Below are 16,562 nucleotides of genomic sequence, written 5' to 3'. Positions count from 1 at the left end.
CGCGACGGGGCTGATCGCGGGCTTCGGGCCCGGCATCACCGCCGAGATGGCACTCGGCACCTGGGCCGACGACGTCCCCCAGACCATCGACTGAGGTGTCGTCGAAGCGCTGTCATGTGTCCACCCACTCATGTCTTGGAGTGTCATGTCTCGCCGCCTGTTCACCTCGGAATCCGTGACCGAGGGCCACCCGGACAAGATCGCCGACCAGATCAGCGACACCGTCCTCGACGCGCTGCTGGCCCAGGACCCGGCCTCCCGCGTCGCCGTCGAAACCCTGATCACCACCGGCCAGGTGCACATCGCCGGCGAGGTGACGACGGCCGCGTACGCGGACATCGCCACCCTGGTGCGCAACAAGATCCTCGACATCGGCTACGACTCGTCCAAGAAGGGCTTCGACGGCGCCTCCTGCGGTGTCTCGGTGTCCATCGGCGCGCAGTCCCCCGACATCGCCCAGGGCGTGGACACCGCCTACGAGAAGCGGGTCGAGGGCGCCGCCGCCGACGACGAGCTCGACAAGCAGGGCGCGGGCGACCAGGGCCTGATGTTCGGCTACGCGTCCGACGAGACCCCCACCTTGATGCCGCTGCCGATCGAACTGGCCCACCGCCTCTCGTACCGCCTGACGCAGGTCCGCAAGAACGGCACGGTCCCTTACCTGCGCCCGGACGGCAAGACGCAGGTCACCATCGAGTACGCGGGCAGCCGCCCGGTCCGGCTCGACACCGTCGTGGTCTCCTCGCAGCACGCCTCCGACATCGACCTCGACACCCTGCTCACCCCCGACATCCGCGAGTACGTCGTCGAGCACGTCCTCGGGAAGCTCGCCGAGGACGGCATCAAGCTGGAGACCGACGGCTACCGCCTGCTGGTCAACCCCACCGGCCGGTTCGAGATCGGCGGCCCGATGGGTGACGCGGGCCTGACCGGCCGGAAGATCATCATCGACACCTACGGCGGCATGGCCCGCCACGGCGGCGGTGCCTTCTCCGGCAAGGACCCGTCCAAGGTGGACCGCTCCGCCGCGTACGCGATGCGCTGGGTCGCCAAGAACGTCGTCGCCGCCGGGCTCGCCGCCCGCTGCGAGGTCCAGGTGGCCTACGCCATCGGCAAGGCCGAGCCCGTCGGCATGTTCGTGGAGACCTTCGGCACCCACACGGTCGCCGTCGAGAAGATCGAGGAGGCCATCGGCCAGGTCTTCGACCTGCGCCCGGCCGCGATCATCCGGGACCTCGACCTGCTGCGGCCGATCTACACGCAGACCGCCGCCTACGGCCACTTCGGCCGCGAGCTGCCTGACTTCACGTGGGAGCGCACCGACCGCGCCGAGGCACTGCTCCAGGCGGTCAAGGCGGGCTGACGGCGCAGCCCGGCGGAGGGCGGTCCCCAGGGCCGCCCCCGCCGCTGCGCCCCCAACCGAGTCGTCCCTCCCTGATACCGGCCGGATCCTCCCGCCCCGAGGTTCAAGGAGCACTTCCCGTGCGTATCGCCGTGACCGGATCGATCGCCACCGACCACCTGATGGTGTTTCCCGGACGCTTCGCCGAACAGCTGATCAAGGAGCAGCTGGAACGGGTCTCCCTGTCCTTCCTCGCCGACCGGTTGGACGTGCGCCGCGGTGGCGTCGCCGCCAACATCGCCTTCGGCCTCGGGCTGCTGGGCCTTGACCCGGTACTCGTCGGAGCCGCGGGCATGGACTTCGCCGAATACGGCAGCTGGCTGCGGGACAACGGCGTCGACACGTCCGCGGTACGGGTCAGCAAGCGCCTGCACACCGCGCGGTTCGTGTGCACCACCGACGAGGACCAGAACCAGATCGCCACCTTCTACGCGGGCGCCATGGCCGAGGCCGTTCTCATCGACCTCGCCGAGGTCGCGGAGGGCGCCGGCCGGCCTGCGGTGGTCCTGGTGGGCGCCGACGACCCCGCGGCCATGCTGCGGCACACGGCGACCGCCCACCGCCTCGGCGTCCCCGTCGCGGCCGACCCCTCCCAGCAGCTGGCCCGCCTCGACCGGGAGCAGGCCCGCCGGCTGGTCGACAAGGCGACCTGGCTGTTCACCAACGAGTACGAGGCCGCGCTGCTCCTCGACCGCACCGGCTGGAGCGAGGACGAGCTCCTCGGCCGGATCGGAACCTGGATCGTCACCCTGGGCGCGGAGGGGGTGTCACTGGCCCGCGCGGGTGCCCCCCGGCTGCGCGTCCCCGCTGTGCCCACCGAGCGCATCGCCGACCCCACGGGCGCCGGCGACGCCTTCAGGGCCGGCTTCCTCGCGGGCCTGGCGTGGCAGTGGCCGCACGAGCAGTCGGCCCGGTTCGGCTGCGCCCTGGCCACCACCGTGCTGGAGTCGGTCGGCACCCAGGAGTACAAGCTGCTCGCCTCCGACCTGATCGCCCGCATCGGCGACACCTACGGCGACGAGGCGGCCCGCACGGTCGAGCCGCGGCTGGCCGGGATGCCGTGAGCTCACGGCCGCGTACCGGGCACGCGGCGGGTCCGCGCGTGTCCGCGGGTGCGGTCCTTCCGTTCTTGTCCTGACCGCGGTCTGTGTGCTGTCGGTGTTTTCACGGCTGAAAGCTGAGAGGAGCTGGGTGTGGTGGTGCGGTCTTCGGTGGGCTCGGTCGGGGGTGTGTCGGGGAGCCGTGTGGGCGTGATGGGTGTGGGCCGTGCTCACGCGAAGGCCATCGTGCTGGGTGAGCACGCGGTGGTGTACGGGGCTCCGGCCGTGGCGGTTCCCGTGCCGGAGCTGGTGGTCTCGGCCATGGTGCGGCCGTCGTCGCGCGACGAGGGCGGGGTGACGTTCACGGTGGCCGGTTCGCCGTCGTGGTCGATGACGGGTCGCGACTCCGAGGGTTTGCGGCAACTGGTCGAGGCATTCGTGTCGGTGACCGGCGCGGGCGCCTCTGTGCCGAATCTCGACGTGGTGATCGAGGGCCGGGTGCCGCATGGCCGGGGGCTCGGTTCGAGTGCCGCTTTCGCGCGTGCCGTGGTGCTCGGGCTGGCAGACCTGTTCGACGTGGACATCTCCGAGGACGTGGTCTTCGAGCTGGTGCAGACCGCCGAGCGGGTGGCGCACGGCCGGCCGAGCGGGGTCGACGCGCGGGCGGTGGGTGCGCGGGGTCCGCTGTGGTTCAGGGGCGGTGTGGTCGAGGAGCTGACTGTCGGTTGCGAGGGGGTCTTCATCGTCGCGGACAGCGGTGTGGTGGGCCGGACGAAGGACGCGGTGGGATTGCTCCGTGCGGGGTTCGACCGCGAGGCGGGGGCCCTGGACCGGTTCGTCGGCTGCGCGGAGCGGCTGACGGAGGATGCCAGGAGCGCCCTGGCCGGCGGCCGGTTCGACGAGCTGGGCAAGACGTTGACGGAATATCACGAGTTGCTGCGCGACGCGGGGCTGAGCACGGACGGGATCGACACCCTGGTGAATGCCGCGTTGAGTGCGGGCAGTGCGGGGGCGAAGATCACCGGTGGCGGCCTCGGCGGTTGCGCGATCGCTCTTGCGGAGTCGGCTCGGGCCGGCGAGGTGGTCGGCCGGCTGCGCGAGGCTGGCGCCGTGCGCTGCTGGGTCGTTCCGCTGAGGGGGTCCGCCGCCGATGCGTGCTGAGGACGGGGTGGGTGTCGTGACGGAGTCCCGACGGGGGAGTGCCGTGGGTGGTGTGCGGGCTGTTGCGCATCCGAATATTGCGTTGGTGAAGTATTGGGGTAAGCGGGATGAGGGGTTGGTCCTGCCGCGGGTGGACAGTTTGTCGTTGACGTTGGACATTTTTCCGACGACGACTTCGGTGTGTGTGGTGCCGGGGGCGGTCGGGGATGTGGTGCGTTTGAATGGTGTGCCTGCTTCTGGTGAGGTGTTGGGGCGGGTTTGTGGGTTTGTGGATCTGGTGCGTGGGTTGGCTGGGTCGTCTGAGCGTGTTGTGGTGGATTCGGTGAATACGGTGCCGACGGGTGCGGGTTTGGCGTCGTCGGCGAGTGGGTTTGCGGCGTTGGCTTTGGCTGCTGTGGGGGCGTTCGGGTTGGAGGTTGATGCCCGGGGGTTGTCGCGTTTGGCGAGGCGGGGTTCGGGGTCGGCGTCGCGTTCGGTTTTTGGTGGGTTCGTGGTGTGGCATGCGGGGTCGGGTTCGTTGGTGGAGGCGGATCTGGGGTCGTTTGCCGAGCCGGTGGTTGCGGCTGAGATGGATCCTGCGTTGGTGGTTGCGGTGGTGGATGGGGGTCCGAAGGCGGTGTCGTCGCGGGTGGCGATGCGGCGGACGGTGGCCACGTCGCCGTTGTATGGGCCGTGGGCGGCGTCGAGTGCGGTGGATCTGGTCGAGATGCGTGCTGCGTTGGTGGCGGGTGATCTCGAGGTGGTGGGTGAGATCGCGGAGCGTAATGCGTTGGGTATGCATGCGACGATGTTGGCGGCTCGGCCTGGGGTTCGTTATATGTCGCCGGCGTCGTTGACGGTTCTGGATTGTGTGGGGCAGTTGCGGCGGGATGGTGTGTTGGCTTACGCGACGATGGACGCCGGGCCGAATGTGAAGGTGTTGTGTCGTCAGGTTGATGCGGAGCAGGTCGCGAAGAGCGTTCGTGAGGTTGTCGGGGATGGTGCGGTCCATATCGCGCGTCCCGGCCGGGGTGCTTATCTCCTGCCAGAGGACGACCGATGACCACCAGGGGCAGAGCGTCGCTCGGCCGGTTCACCGCGCAGTCCGCAGTGCAGCACACAGACCATTGTCACGACCATGTGAGGGGAGGCAGACGATGACCGAAATCGGGATTCTCGGAACCGGTGCCCGTGTGCCGGATCGAGTTGTCTCCAATGACGAGGTCGGGGCGGCGGCCGGGGTCGATGACGCCTGGATCTTCCGCAAGACCGCGATCAGGCAGCGTCGGTGGGCGGCTGAGGAGGAGGCGACGTCGGATCTGGCGGCGGCCGCTGGTCGGGCGGCGCTGGAGTCGGCGGGGATCACGGCCGGGGAGCTGTCGGTGATCGTGGTCGCCACGTCCACGCCGGACCGGCCGCAGCCGCCCACCGCCGCGTATGTGCAGCATCTGCTGGGGGCGGCCGACGCGGCCGCCTTCGATGTCAACGCGGTGTGCTCGGGCGAGGTGTTCGCGCTCTCGGCTGCCGAGGGGGTGCTGGCGCGGCGGGGTGGTCACGCGCTGGTCATCGGGGCCGATGTGTACTCGCGCATCCTGGACCCGGCCGACCGCAGGACGGTCGTGCTGTTCGGCGACGGCGCGGGTGCCATGGTCCTGGGCCCCGGCGGCGGTGGTGCACGTCTGCGGCACACCGCGCTGCACACCTTCGGTGACCTTTCCGGCCTGATCGAGGTGCCCGGGGGCGGCAGCCGGCTGCCGGTGGACGGGGACGTCCTCGGGGCCGGCCTGCAGTACTTCGCGATGGACGGGCGGGGGGTGCGCCGGTTCGTGGAGGACCGGCTGCCGCCGCTGACGAAGCAGTTCCTGCACGAGGCGGGCGTCGTCCCCGACGACATCGCGCACTTCGTGCCGCACCAGGCCAACGGGGTGATGCTGGAGACGGTCTTCGAGCAGATGGCGCTGCCGCGCTGCACCATGCATCTGACGCTGGAGCGCTACGGCAACACCGGGGCCGCGTCCATCCCGATCACCCTGGACGAGGCCGCCAGATCCGGTGCCTTCCAGCGTGGGGAACTGATCCTCATGGCCGGCTTCGGCGGCGGCATGTCAGCGGGCTTCGCCCTGGTCGAGTGGTAGGAAACACCGCCTGACCGCGGCACCGCACGCCGACGGTCGGCCGGGCATCGGCTGTCCTGCCGACGCCCGGCCGACCGAGGTGTTCCGGCCGGCGGTGCCCATCGGGCCGCCGGCCTCCGCGGAGGCTGACACCGCGACGGGCGGCCGCGGTGTCACTGTTGTCGCCGCATCGCGATCTCCGTGAGCTCGTCTATGTCGAACTCCGACCGGCCCGGTGTGCCGTACCGGGTGATCTTCCCCCGGCTCACCCACTTGCGGATCGTCGCCTCGGTCACACCCGCGGCGAGAGCGGCCACGTTCGTGGGCACCAGCCGGTGCCGTGGTGGTTTCGTCATGCGCTGATGACTTTCCGCTTCCGCTCCATCAGCGGCCGCAGGGTGATCCATTCGTGCATTTCCCAGGAGTGCCCCGAGGAGCACTGGATGCTTCTCCTCGCCGCGTTCCCCGTGCGCTGCGACGAGTCGTTGATCGTTCCCGTGCAGTTGTCCACGACGCACGCTCTGCCCGGCACGCGGTGTTCGCTCGGTGCCGGGTCGATCGTGCGTAACATCTCCAGCCTGAGACCGTCCACCTCGTCCGCGAAATCGGCGGCAGGCAACTGTGCCCCGAGCCATTCGTGGTGCAGCAGCAGGAAGCGCGCCAAGTGCGGAACCGAGCGCGTCGGGGGATCGATCCTGAGCTTCTCGGCGACGAATGCCGACCACGAGTCCAGAACGCTCAGTACATTGTGCCGGGCGTCGAGCACCGACGTGTTGAGCTGGTCCCTGTTGCGGCTTCCCGACACCCTGGTCTGGTTCATCCGCCTGGACACGGGCGTCACCTGATGCAGGCTTTCCTGGTACAGGCCGGGCAACGCCCGGAGGTCAACCTCCAACTGCCGGATGCACGAGGCGCAGAGGACGGACCCGGTGGACGCGCGTAGTTCCCTGGGATGGCTTCTGGGGCATATGTGAAACTCCATTCAAGCTCCTTCACGAGGGTGGCTCGCTCTGCAGCCATCACGGGTCACATGAATTTCCCATGATGATTGCGAGTCATGGTCGGATCGATGGCCCCTGGGCAAGGGAAGACGGTATGGCCTGATCCCCTCCCGATATCACCGAAAGAACGCCGCTCGACTGTGAGCCGACGGTCCTGTGAATTTCGGTCCGGATTCGAATCCGGTCTGGTGATCACAAGGCCTTGAGTGTTCAGCGGATACAGCGCCCATGTGCCTTCCATACCCCCTGATGCTGCCCAGACGTGAAACTATGGGTGCACAAGGAGGCTTCCACGGGGCAGATCAGGGTGTCAACGTCCACCATTCGCAGTCGATCGTCCCTAAAGGGGAACTCGAGAATCTTCCCATGACGATGAGGTTTCCTGAGGTCAGGCCCGCGACGGGCCGAGGCCGCACCGCCGGCTGAGCCGCCCCCCATTGCTCGTGCCTCGATGTCCGCACACCCAACCAAGGAGATACCTGTGACTCCGGACGTGATCACCGGCGCCGACCAGGAGACGGCCGAGCTCGCGCGCCGTACCAGCGCCGACCTGCTGCAGCGCGTGGAACACCGGCTGGCCTCCCTGCTGTCGGCCGAGCGCGCCGAGTGGGCGGGCGTGGACGACCGCGCCGTCGTCCTCATCGACGAACTGTCCGAGCTGATCGCCTCGGGCGGCAAGCGCATCCGGCCCGCCTTCTGCATCGCCGGCCACCTCGCCGCCGGCGGTGACCCCGACGATCCCGGGATCGTGGCAGCGGGCGCGGCCCTGGAGATGCTGCACGCCTCGCTCCTCATCCACGACGACATCATGGACGACTCCAGCCGGCGGCGCGGGCTGCCCACCGTCCACGCGAAGCACGCCGAGCTGCATGGCGAGCGCGGCTGGCAGGGCGAGTCGCGCCGGTTCGGCGAGAGCGTGGGCGTCCTGGTGGGCGACCTCGCGCTCGGCTATGCGGAGGAGTTGATGTCGGAGGCCCCCGCGACCGCCTTCCGCGAGTGGGCCAAGCTGCGCTCCGAGGTGGTGATCGGCCAGTACATGGACGTCCGGGCCGCCGCCGAGTTCTCCGTCGACCCCAGGACGTCCCGGCTGATCGCACTGATCAAGTCCGGCCGATACACCATCCACCGGCCCCTGGTCGTGGGCGCCGGCGCGGCCGGACGTGCCGACCTGGCGTCCGCCTTCGCCGAGTACGGCGAGGCGGTGGGCGAGGCGTTCCAGCTCCGGGACGACCTGCTCGACGCGTTCGGGGACACCGCCGCCACCGGCAAGCCGGCGGGCCTCGACTTCACCCAGCACAAGATGACCCTCCTGCTGGGCTGGGCGATGCAGCGGGACGATTCCATCCGCACCCTGATCACGGAGCCGGGGCACACCCCCGACGAGGTGCGCCGCCACCTGGTGGACGCCCGCGTCCCCGACGACGTCGAGGAGCACATCGCGGGCCTCGTCGACCGGGGTTGCAAGGCCATCACCGACGCGCCCATCGCCCCGGTGTGGCGCGACGAACTCAAGGACATGGCAAGGCGGGTCGCCTACCGGAACGCCTGACACGGGACAGGGCCCGGTTTTTTTCTCAGCGATAACAAGGGAGTCATTGTGTCCGAAAGCTTCACCTCGCAGGAATCCGCCGCCGACGCGGAGCTGCGGCGCCTCAACCGCGCCACGGTCGAGAAGTACATGAAGACCTTGGGCCAGGACCGGCTGCGCCGGCACGAGCTGTTCACCGAGGACGGCGTCGGCGGTCTGTGGACCACCGACACCGGGGCCCCTGTCGTCACCAAGGGCCGGGACCGCCTCGCCGAGCACGCCGTCTGGTCGCTCAAGTGCTTCCCCGACTGGGAGTGGTACAACGTCGAGATCTTCGAGACCCAGGACCCCAACCGCTTCTGGGTGGAGTGCGACGGGCACGGGAAGATCTGCTTCGGCGACTACCCCGAGGGTTATTACGAAAACCACTTCCTGCACTCCTTCGAGATGGAGAACGGGAAGGTCAAGCGGCAGCGTGAGTTCATGAACCCGTTCGAGCAGCTGCGGTCGCTCGGCATTCCGGTCCCGGAGATCAAGCGCACGGGAATACCCACCTGACAGGTGGCACCTGACAGGCACGACATCACCGCTGGATCGGAGTAGTCATGGAGGACGTCGTGAAAGACGTCATACGGGAGATTCGTGTCCGAGGGGCGTTACAGCAGCCCGAGTGGGGCGACCTTCTCCAAGTGGACAGGGTCGGAGCGGAACTCGCCGCACGCCCCACCCTGGTACGGCCCGACGACGTGGCCACGATGCGGACCCTGCTCGGCAAGGTGGCGCTCGGTGAGGCCATGGTGGTGCAGTCGGGCGACTGCGCCGAGGATCCGCAGGAGTGCACGCCGCGCGACGTCGCACGCAAGGCCGCCGTGCTCGACCTGCTCGCCGGTTCGCTCGGCCTGATCACCGGCAAGCCCGTACTGCGCGCCGGACGCATCGCGGGGCAGTTCGCCAAGCCCCGGTCCACGGTCACGGAAGAGGTCGACGGCCTCGTACTCCCCTCCTTCCGCGGGCACATGGTCAACGGCCCGGAACCCGACCCGGAGAGCCGGCGGGCCGACCCGCTGCGCATCCTCATCGGCTACATGGCCGCGAGCGACATCATCGACCACCTGGGCTGGCGCGCCCGCGCCGCGGGACGCGACGTCGTGGAACCCCTGGTGTGGACGAGCCATGAGGCGCTGCTCCTCGACTACGAGATCCCCATGCTCCGCATCGACGAGCAGGGCCGGCTCTTCCTCGGCTCCACCCACTGGCCCTGGATAGGCGAGCGCACCCGCCAGCTCGACGGCGCCCATGTCGCCCTGCTCTCCCAGGTGAGCAACCCGGTGGCGTGCAAGGTCGGCCCCACCATGGAGCCCGACGAGCTGGTCGCCCTGTGCGAGCGGCTCGACGCCTGGCGGGACCCGGGCAAGCTCACCCTCATCGCACGGATGGGCGCCGACGCGGTCGCCGACCGGCTGCCGCGCCTCGTGGAGGCCGTGCGGGAAGCGGGCCACCCCGTCATATGGCTGACCGACCCCATGCACGGCAACACCGTCACTAGCCCGGACGGCTACAAGACGCGGATCGTGGAGACCGTCTCCCTCGAGGTCTCCCGTTTCGTGGACGCCGTACGCGGCGCCGGCGGCGTCGCCGGGGGCCTGCACCTGGAGACCACACCGGACGACGTCACCGAGTGCGCCACCACGAAGGACGACCTGGACTCGGTGGGCGAGCGCTACACCTCGTTCTGCGACCCGCGCCTGACCCCGGGACAGGCCATGTCCGTGATCTCCTCCTGGACCGGCTGACCGGCCCGGGCGGTTCGCGGTCCGCACCGGCTTTCCACCGGGTGGCCGACTCGACCGGACCTCGAGTCGCCTGACCGATACTCAGGGGTGTATGGACCCCCGACTGACTCGCGGAGGGCAGATGTCCACGACTGGTGAGTTGGAAGAACTCCTCTCGGCCATCGAGGAGTCGGCCCGGGTGGTCGAGGTGCCATACGCGTACGACACGGTGAGGTCGGTCCTCGACGCCTACCGGGAGGCGCTTCCCGGCGCGCCGATCTCGTGCAGGTTGGGAACGGGCAAGCGCGCGCCGAGCGACGTCGACTGGCACGTCCAGCTCCCCAAGGGGGATCTGGACCCCTACGTCATCGCTCTGGCGTACGGCCTGATCGACAGCACGGACCATCCTGTCGCCCTGCTGTTCCTCGAGGTCGCGGAGCGGTGCGACGTGTGCTTCTACGGCATCGACTTCGGAGCCGCGAACGGCCTCAAGAAGATATATGCGGCATTCCCGCCTGACGACATGGAGCCTCTTTTCACCCTGCTCGACCTGCCGTCCATGCCGTCCAGCATGGCCGAGAACTACGACTTCTTCGCCCGGCACGGCATGGGCGGCAAGCAGATCGACCTGTTCGGGATCGACTACCGGCACCGTACGGTCAACCTGCACTTCACCGGCCTGTCCGCCGACACGCTCGCGCCGGAGAGCGTGCGGTCGATCTTCCGGGACATGGAATTCCCCGAACCGAGCGAGGGCCTGCTCCGGTTGAGCGGGCAGGCCATCGGGGCCTACGCCACCTTGAGCTGGGACTCCCCGAAGATCGAGCGCTTCGCCTTCTCCTTCATGGCGAAGGATCCGGCGGACCTTCCGGTGCCGATGGAACCCGGGATCGAGCGGTTCATGACCGACATACGGCGCCGGGCCGGCCACGACACCATCCTCTACTGCGCCGCCATGACGCCGGCCGGCGAAGAGGTCTACACCTTCCAGCTGTACTACCAGTCCAAGCCCTGGCTGACATCGATGCCCAAGGCCGGCTCCATCGACGACCAGGCAGCCGAACTCCCGTCCGCCTGCACCGAAGGGACAGCATGACCAGCACCGGACCCCGTCCCGGGGCCGCCACGCGAGTGGACGCCGTCGAGGACGCACTCCGGCAGTTCTTCGCGCCTCGCCGAGCCGAGGCCGAAGCGATCAGTCCTGCCTACGCGGCCGCGGTCGCCGAACTGGAGGACTACGTCCTGCGCGGCGGCAAGCGTGTACGGCCGACCTTCGCGTGGCTCGGCTGGCTCGGCGCCGGCGGGGCCGAGGAAGGCGACACCGCAGAGGCGGTCCTTCGCGCCTGCGCGGCACTGGAGCTCTTCCACGCGTACTGCCTGCTCCACGACGATGTCATCGACGCGTCGCTGACCCGCCGCGGACACCCCGCCGCACACGTGCTGTTCGCCGACCGGCACCGGGCCCGCTGCTGGTCCGGCGACCCGGAGCTGTACGGCGTCGGCGCCGCGATCCTGGTCGGGGACGTGGCACAGGTGTGGGCCGACGACATGATCCGCACGTCCGGGCTGCCGGTGCAGGCGCGGGAGCGGGTGGCACCGGTGTGGTCGGCCCTGCGCACCGAGGTGCTGTGCGGGCAGCTGCTCGATCTGACCGCCGAGGCATCGGGCGACGAGGACCTCGACACGCCGCTGCTGGTCGACATGTACAAGACGGCCTCCTACACGGTCGAGCGCCCGCTGCACATGGGTGCCGTCATGGCCGGTGCGGACGCCGGACTCATCGACGCCTACCGCGCGTTCGGCAGGGACATCGGCATCGCCTTCCAGCTCCGCGACGACCTGCTCGGCGTGTTCGGCGCCCCTGAGGAGACCGGCAAGCCCTCCGGCGACGACCTCGTCCAGGGCAAGCGCACCGCGCTGTTCGCGGCCGCGCACAAGTACGCGGACGAGCAGGACCCCGACGCGGCGAAATTCCTCCGGGCGAAGATCGGGACGCAGATCTCCGCGGAGGAACTGGGCACGATGCGTGCCATCATCACCGACGTGGGGGCGGTGGACCACGTCGAACGCGACATCGCGGCCCGCACCGACCGGGCGCTCGCGGCGCTGCGGGCGAGCAGCGCGACCGACCAGGCGAAGGAGCAGCTGACCGCCATGGCGATCAGCGCGACCCAGCGCACCTCGTAGCGTGGCGGACGGATCCGGCACGCTGCCCGAGCCGAGGTGGCCGCCGGCCCGTCCGGCGGCCCCTCAGCATTCGGTCGGCAGCGCCAGTTCCGCCCAGACGGTCTTGCCTTCGGACTGCCGGCGCGTGCCGAAGCGCCGGCACGACCGGGCGACGAGCATCAGACCGCGGCCGCCCTCGTCGTCCGGACCCGCACTGCGCGGACGCGGCTGGCCGCCGCCGGCGTCGAAGACCTCGCAGACCAGCACCGCGTGCCGGATGAGTCGCAGCCGGACGGGTGCGGCGCCGTGCAGGACGGCGTTGGTGACGAGTTCCCCGACGATCAGTTCCGTGGTCGGCACCAGATGCGGCAGCCCCCAGACCTCCAACTGGCGTGCGGCCATCGCCCTGGCCTCCCCGACGACGGCCGCTTCCGCCGCCAGGTCCCAGGCGGCGACCTGATCGGCCTCAAGGAAGCGGGGGCGGACCATCAGCAAGGTGGCGTCGTCGGAGAGCGTGCCCGAGGCCGTGATGGTGGCGCACACCGCCGATGCCAGGTCCTCGAGCGGGCCGTCCAGCGGCCTGATGGCGGCGGCCATCCGTGCGATGCCGAAGTCGATGTCGTGGTCGCGGGTCTCGACCATCCCGTCGGTGTACAGGACGACCGTGCCGCCTTCCGGCAGCTCGATCCGGGAGGTCTCGAAGACGGGCAGCCCGAGGCCGAGCGGCGCGCCCGCCGGGAGGGCGGGGAAGGTCACCCCGGCCGCGGGATCGACGACCAGGGGCGGCGGGTGTCCCGCCCTCGCGACGTCCAGACACCGGTGGATGGGGTCGTAGACCGCGTAGAGGCAGGTGCCGCCCAGCACGATGGCCGCGCTCGCGGCCTCCGGGTCCTCGTCGTTGAGCTGGACGACCGTGCGGTCCAGGTGCGTCAGCACCTCGTCGGGGTCCAGGTCCATGTCCGCGAGGGTCCGTACCGCGGTACGCAGCCTGCCCATCGTCGCCGCGGCGTTGATGCCGTGTCCGACCACGTCACCGACGACCAGGGCGGTCCTGGCACCGCTCAGCGGGATGACGTCGTACCAGTCGCCCCCCACGCCGTGTGCCACGTCCGCCGGGAGGTAGCGCGAGACGATCTCCAGGGTGCACCCGCCGCCCAGGTACCGCGGCAGCAGGTTGCGCTGCAGGGCCAGGGCCGCGGCCCGCTCGCCGGCGTACCGGCGGGCGTTGTCCAGACTCAGGGCCGCCCGGGAGACGAGCTCCTCGGCGAGCAGCAGATCGTCCTCCTCGAACGGCGCCGGGGTGTCGTTGCGGACGAACGCCGCGACGCCGAGGGTCTCCCCGCGCGCCCGGATCGGCGTGACCATCAGGCTGTGCATGCCGGTGTCGCGGATGACCTGGGCCCGTGCCGGATCCACCTCGAGCCAGTTGCCCGGCGAGACGTCGAGGACCGGCTGCAGGACGGACCTGCCGGTGGCCAGGACCTCGACGAAGGGCGAGGACGGCGGGACGTACACCGGCTCGCCCCGCCCCCACAGCGACTCCGACTCGTGGTGGATCGAGGCGATGCCGCCGCGCCGGAAGACCGCGGTGAGGCCGTCCTCGGATTCGAGCCTGGCCAGCGGTTCGTCCCCGATCGGAACGGCCTCCGACAGGTCGACGGTGACGAAGTCGGCCAGCAGGGGGACCGCGTAGTCCGCCAGTTCCTGAGCGGTCCTCAGCACGTCCAGGGTGGTGCCGATACGGGTGCTTGCCTCGCTGAGCAGGTCGAGCCTTGCCCGTGCCCTGCGGTTGGCGGTGACGTCCGCCCGCATCCCGACGATGGCCATCGGCACGCCGCCTGCGCCGTCGACACGGTAGAAGGAGATCGAGTACGTGTGCTTGTGGTGCGGGCTGTCGCCCGCGGTCTGCCGGGAGTACTCGTAGCCGAGGACCGGGACGCCGCTGGCGAGCACCTGCCGCATCACCGCTTCGAACGGCGGCGTGTCCACGATCCCCGGCAGCACGTCGTCGATGCGGTGCCCGGGCCAGCGCTCGCCCGGGATCCGGTTCTCGCCGGCCAGGGTCTCGTTCACCCAGATGTAGCGCAGCTGCGGATCCCAGACAGCCACCGCGATCGGCGAACGGACCAGGAGCGACTCCGCCGCCGCCGCGTTCCACCGGGCCCGGACGGTCTCGCGCCGCGCGTCCGCCATCACCAGCCAGGAGGCTCCGCCCCCGGGCCCCTGCCCGGCCAGCGGACAGACCCGCAGGTCGACGGGGAAGACGCGCCCGTCACGGTGCCGGACCTCGACCGGCCCCGACCAGGTACCGCCGGCGCGGGAGCGCTCCGCGGCGGCGGGTGCCTCGCGCGCGCCGTCCTCGGGCTGCGCCAGCAGGACGGCGGCCGGCCTCCCCACCACCTGCGCGGCCTCGTAGCCGAGCAGCCGCCGGGCCTCGGGTGTCCAGCCCGTGACCGACCCCCCGGCGTCGAGGACCGCCACAGCGGTGCCGGGCGGCTCGCCCGGTCCTGGCCCCGTACCGAACACCACGTCCCCGGGGTCGTTCATCGCAGGCATCCCATGAGTGTCAGTTTCCGGACCTTTCCCTTCTTGCCGGCATGAGCAACCTCTCACGGGAATCCGGCGGGCACCCGGCGACACAGCGTCGCAACCGCGGGACGGAGCCGCCGCCGCGCGGCGGCCGATACCCGCTTGTGCCCCCGGTGATCACGGGTTACGGTCCGCGGGCACGTATCGGAGGATTGCTCCAGGTGGGGGAAATGGCAGAAGAAGTCGGCACGTCCGCGAGGGGTTCGGGGGCGTGGGGGCAGGCCGTCACGGCGGTGGTGCTGGTGGGGGCGCTCGGCGCCGGTCTGTGGGCCTTTCAGAAGACGAACTCCTCGCAGAGCGCGGCCCTGCCGCCCGCCACGTGTTCCGACGGGGCGTCGGACACGGCGCCCGCGGACTCGGGGAAGGCGTCGGGCTACGTCTCCGGCACACAGCTGTGCGAGGCGCTGAACCGTTCCGACCTCGCCGAACTGCTGGGGACACCGGGGGAGGAGCCCAAGTCGGCCAGCGGCAGCGGCGGCGCTTTCACCTCCGGGAGCGGCAGGCGGATCGACACACCCTCGGCCCAGGTCGAGTTCGACACCTACACCGTGAACCTGTCGGCGAGCTACGACGGCCTCCCGGTCGCCGAGTCCGCTGCGCTCTTCGGGGACAGCGCGCGGCGGCAGACCGTCCTGGGCCGTCCCGCGTTCCTCTACGCGGACCGCACCATCAGCATCCGCTTCCGGCTCGACGGGGGCGACGCCGACAGCGGCCCGGGCGTCCCGGCCCGCACGGTCTCCGTGGCCCTGGACGAGAAGGACAGCGGCGGGTCCGTCGAGGTGACGCTGTGGCGTGCGGACGGCGGCTTCCTGAACGACGCGGTGCTGCTGCGCGTCGCCGAGAAGGTGCTCCCCACCGTCCCCGGCTGGACCGCCGGCGTCTGACGGCCCGGTGCCGGACCTCGGACAGCCGGGGGAGCCGGCCCGCGGCCCCGCGCCGATCGGGAGTCTCCGCCGGAGAAGACGGACACTTGCCATGACGGAAACACGCACCTACTGTTTCCGTCATGGAAAACCACGGGGATGCGGTCCGCCCGACCCGGCAGCAGGCCCTGGCCGCGCTGGCCGACGCCGAGCGGGTGCGCGCAGCGGTCGGCGCGCGGTCGTCCACCCCCTGGCCGGGCTGGTTCTTCGCCACGCTGACGCTCTACGTCGCCGCCGTGCCCCCGGTCTACGGAGGCATGGTCGCCAGGGACCGATGGGGGCTGCCCAGCGGGGGATGGGGCGCCCTCCTCGTCCTGATGACCGCCGCCTTCCTGGCACTCTTCCGGGTCGCCGCCGCGAGGTGGTCCCAGGAGACGGGAGTCGCGCTGCGGTTCGACGTGCTGCCCAGGCGGGCCGCAGTGCCGGTGGCGGCGGGGCTGCCCCTGCTGATGTTCGCCGCGCCGCTCGCCTTCCGCGCCACCGGGCAGCCGCTGTGGCTGTACGCGGCCTCCGCCCTCGGGGCGGCGGTGTCCATCGGCTGCCACCTCACCTTCGTGGCGCTGCACCGGAGGGTGCCGTGAGCGGCGCCGGGGGCGACCCGATGGACGGGTTCGACGCCACCGTCCACGCGCCCAACCGGCTGCGGACCTGCGCGCTGCTGGAAGCCGCGGGTGAGGCCGAGTTCGCCGTGGTACAGGCGGAGTTGGGGGTGTCCGCCTCCGTGCTGAGCAAGCACGTCACGGTGCTGATGGAGGCCGGCTACGTCGAGCAGCGCAAGGCAGTACGCGACACCCGGCAGCGCGTCTGGCTGCGACTCACCCCGGCCGGGCACGAGGCGTACCAGGGGCATCTGGCCAGCCTGCGCGCCATCGTCGGGTCGTAGCGGC

General features: G+C 70.5%; 16 protein-coding genes. 13 read left to right on the top strand and 3 right to left on the bottom strand.

From position 1 onward, the window contains the following. Positions 1 to 145: 145 nt before the first annotated feature. The 5 genes from metK (at position 146) to ACGFMP_RS36530 (ending at position 5,717) form a co-directional block, all read left to right on the top strand. The gene (metK, locus tag ACGFMP_RS36550) at positions 146 to 1,363 is read left to right on the top strand and encodes a methionine adenosyltransferase (protein WP_393678327.1); all 1,218 of its coding nucleotides are present in this window, start codon (positions 146 to 148) and stop codon (positions 1,361 to 1,363) included. Between the two features lie 119 nt (positions 1,364 to 1,482). Then, positions 1,483 to 2,466: a carbohydrate kinase family protein gene (locus ACGFMP_RS36545; protein WP_393678325.1), complete on the top strand. Its 984-nt coding sequence runs from the start codon at positions 1,483 to 1,485 to the stop codon at positions 2,464 to 2,466. 189 nt (positions 2,467 to 2,655) lie between these two features. Beyond that, the gene (gene mvk, locus ACGFMP_RS36540; protein ID WP_393678329.1) at positions 2,656 to 3,603 is read left to right on the top strand and encodes a mevalonate kinase; all 948 of its coding nucleotides are present in this window, start codon (positions 2,656 to 2,658) and stop codon (positions 3,601 to 3,603) included. After that, positions 3,593 to 4,645, top strand: a complete 1,053-nt coding sequence (mvaD, locus tag ACGFMP_RS36535) for a diphosphomevalonate decarboxylase (protein WP_393678324.1) — start codon at positions 3,593 to 3,595, stop codon at positions 4,643 to 4,645. Before mvk ends, mvaD begins: the two co-directional genes overlap by 11 nt. A gap of 94 nt (positions 4,646 to 4,739) precedes the next feature. Further along, positions 4,740 to 5,717, top strand: coding sequence for a 3-oxoacyl-ACP synthase III family protein (locus tag ACGFMP_RS36530; protein ID WP_393678322.1), 978 nt, complete (start codon positions 4,740 to 4,742; stop codon positions 5,715 to 5,717). A gap of 152 nt (positions 5,718 to 5,869) precedes the next feature. On the opposite strand, the gene ACGFMP_RS36525 is transcribed toward ACGFMP_RS36530, so the two are convergent. Next, on the bottom strand, positions 5,870 to 6,052 hold the full coding sequence (locus tag ACGFMP_RS36525) for a hypothetical protein (protein WP_393678321.1): 183 nt from the start codon (positions 6,050 to 6,052) through the stop codon (positions 5,870 to 5,872). After that, the gene (locus tag ACGFMP_RS36520) at positions 6,049 to 6,678 is read right to left on the bottom strand and encodes a hypothetical protein (protein ID WP_393678319.1); all 630 of its coding nucleotides are present in this window, start codon (positions 6,676 to 6,678) and stop codon (positions 6,049 to 6,051) included. The genes ACGFMP_RS36525 and ACGFMP_RS36520 overlap by 4 nt, the downstream gene beginning before the upstream one ends. Before the next feature lie 500 nt (positions 6,679 to 7,178). Between ACGFMP_RS36520 and ACGFMP_RS36515 the strand changes: the two genes are divergently transcribed. The 5 genes from ACGFMP_RS36515 to ACGFMP_RS36495 all read left to right on the top strand — a co-directional run bounded on the left by ACGFMP_RS36515 (position 7,179) and on the right by ACGFMP_RS36495 (position 12,184). Then, positions 7,179 to 8,246, top strand: coding sequence for a polyprenyl synthetase family protein (locus ACGFMP_RS36515; protein ID WP_393678318.1), 1,068 nt, complete (start codon positions 7,179 to 7,181; stop codon positions 8,244 to 8,246). 48 nt (positions 8,247 to 8,294) lie between these two features. Then, complete coding sequence (locus tag ACGFMP_RS36510; RefSeq protein ID WP_393678317.1) at positions 8,295 to 8,783, top strand: PhzA/PhzB family protein; 489 nt, start codon at positions 8,295 to 8,297, stop codon at positions 8,781 to 8,783. A 59-nt stretch (positions 8,784 to 8,842) separates the two neighbouring features. Beyond that, positions 8,843 to 10,018 carry a 3-deoxy-7-phosphoheptulonate synthase gene (locus ACGFMP_RS36505; RefSeq protein ID WP_393678315.1) on the top strand — a complete coding sequence of 392 codons (1,176 nt, stop codon included), beginning with the start codon at positions 8,843 to 8,845 and terminating at the stop codon, positions 10,016 to 10,018. Positions 10,019 to 10,139: 121 nt separating this feature from the next. Further along, a complete protein-coding gene (locus ACGFMP_RS36500) occupies positions 10,140 to 11,093 on the top strand; it encodes an aromatic prenyltransferase (RefSeq protein WP_393678313.1) in 954 nt (317 codons plus the stop codon). After that, positions 11,090 to 12,184 carry a polyprenyl synthetase family protein gene (locus tag ACGFMP_RS36495; RefSeq protein ID WP_393678311.1) on the top strand — a complete coding sequence of 365 codons (1,095 nt, stop codon included), beginning with the start codon at positions 11,090 to 11,092 and terminating at the stop codon, positions 12,182 to 12,184. Before ACGFMP_RS36500 ends, ACGFMP_RS36495 begins: the two co-directional genes overlap by 4 nt. 63 nt (positions 12,185 to 12,247) lie before the next feature. Here ACGFMP_RS36495 and ACGFMP_RS36490 read toward each other — a convergent pair whose 3' ends face one another. After that, the gene (locus tag ACGFMP_RS36490; protein WP_393678309.1) at positions 12,248 to 14,719 is read right to left on the bottom strand and encodes a SpoIIE family protein phosphatase; all 2,472 of its coding nucleotides are present in this window, start codon (positions 14,717 to 14,719) and stop codon (positions 12,248 to 12,250) included. A gap of 203 nt (positions 14,720 to 14,922) precedes the next feature. Here ACGFMP_RS36490 and ACGFMP_RS36485 point away from each other — a divergent pair, with 203 nt between their 5' ends. From ACGFMP_RS36485 to ACGFMP_RS36475, 3 genes are all read left to right on the top strand, one after another. Then, positions 14,923 to 15,636 carry a DUF6215 domain-containing protein gene (locus ACGFMP_RS36485; RefSeq protein ID WP_393678308.1) on the top strand — a complete coding sequence of 238 codons (714 nt, stop codon included), beginning with the start codon at positions 14,923 to 14,925 and terminating at the stop codon, positions 15,634 to 15,636. 122 nt (positions 15,637 to 15,758) lie between these two features. Beyond that, positions 15,759 to 16,256, top strand: coding sequence for a hypothetical protein (locus ACGFMP_RS36480; protein WP_393678306.1), 498 nt, complete (start codon positions 15,759 to 15,761; stop codon positions 16,254 to 16,256). Continuing rightward, complete coding sequence (locus ACGFMP_RS36475) at positions 16,253 to 16,558, top strand: transcriptional regulator (RefSeq protein WP_393678305.1); 306 nt, start codon at positions 16,253 to 16,255, stop codon at positions 16,556 to 16,558. Before ACGFMP_RS36480 ends, ACGFMP_RS36475 begins: the two co-directional genes overlap by 4 nt. Positions 16,559 to 16,562: the final 4 nt, after the last annotated feature.

The sequence above is a fragment of the Streptomyces sp. NPDC049040 genome, from assembly GCF_043197715.1.
Classification (GTDB): Bacteria; Actinomycetota; Actinomycetes; order Streptomycetales; family Streptomycetaceae; genus Actinacidiphila.
This window is presented reverse-complemented; position numbering and strand designations above follow the sequence as displayed.